1 protein-coding gene is annotated in these 1,190 nt (G+C 41.5%); it reads left to right on the forward strand.

What is annotated here, in order from left to right:
* The first annotated feature begins 108 nt into the window (after window positions 1–108).
* Window positions 109–633 (forward strand): nucleotidyltransferase family protein, encoded by a 525-nt coding sequence (locus AWU77_RS02075; RefSeq protein ID WP_062058533.1) that lies wholly within the window; start codon window positions 109–111, stop codon window positions 631–633.
* Window positions 634–1,190 lie beyond the last annotated feature (557 nt).

A 1,190-nucleotide genomic window follows, 5' to 3' on the forward strand; every position in this document is an offset into this window, starting at 1 on the left:
TGGCTGGACAGTTTGTAAGTCGCGCTTTTGTGGTTTTGCTTCGCAAAAGTATTCCACAACACGCAACTTACAAACTGCCGTTGTGCTAAACGTTATAACTACGAAACCATGAATAAATTAATTAACTTGATTCATGAAGATAGATTTAGGATGGATTTATTATCGCTTGTTTCATCTCTAAATCTTCCTGATTGGTATATCGCAGCAGGCTTTGTAAGAAACTTAGTTTGGGATCACTTGCATAAGTTTCCACCAACGCCTCTTAATGACGTTGACGTTATATATTTCTCCACAGAAACCATAGACGAAGAAAAAAATTTAGATATTTTATATTCTGCACATCCATATATTAAATGGCAGTTGAAAAATCAAGCCTTAATGCATGAAAGAAATTTTGATTCGCCATATAGAAGTAGTGTTCATGCAATGGAACATTGGCCGGAAATTGAAACGGCAATAGGCGTGAAGCTAGAGGCTAATAAGCAAATAGTTGTAGAATCACCTTTCAGTATTGCCTCTATATTTAATGGCCATATAACACACAACAAAAAACGTGAAAAATCTGTATTTCTAAATCGCATTGAAGAAAAAAAGTGGCTTGATCTGTGGCCAAATTTAAAAGTAAAGTTATAACAAGTCGCTCCAGCATCGCCACTACGTGGCTGGACAGTTTTTAAGTCGCAGTTTTGTGGTTTTGCTGCGCAAATGTTTTCCACAAAACCACAACTTAAAAACTGCCGCTGAACTCGGCGTTATGTGTCACTTACCGCAAGTTGGGCAGTCACCATGAGATTGGGTGCATCCGCTCCAGTCACGCCCTGGAATTAGCTCTATCCCACGGCACTTGATTTTGCTTTGCTGTTCCCATCCCTGATCCCATTCAGCGTGTGCGTTCATGTTATATGGCCCGCATGGGTTGTCGCCCCTGCTGATGCCCAATAAAAATGCCTTTTGCCCAGATAGTGTTGGGTTGTTGTAATCCATATAAGGTTGCATTTCTAAATCCTCGCAAGCATCCACATAACAAGAATATGAACTGGATGCGGTTTAGTTGGGCGCACTAATCACTTGTGAGAAGCGCACCAGTTATATTGGCGTTATGACTCGGATCCGTGAATCCGGTCAAATGCTGCGCTTGGGTTATCCGCTGCAAGTTGAGCCAGCTCTGGTGAGAGTGCCCTTAGTGCATC

Source organism: Cellvibrio sp. OA-2007, from assembly GCF_000953825.1.
Taxonomy (GTDB): Bacteria; Pseudomonadota; Gammaproteobacteria; order Pseudomonadales; family Cellvibrionaceae; genus Cellvibrio.

What these genes read in the sequence shown, in the direction of transcription:
- AWU77_RS02075 (WP_062058533.1), top strand. Translation starts at nt 109, where the DNA reads ATGAATAAATTAATTAACTTGATTCATGAAGATAGATTTAGGATGGAT.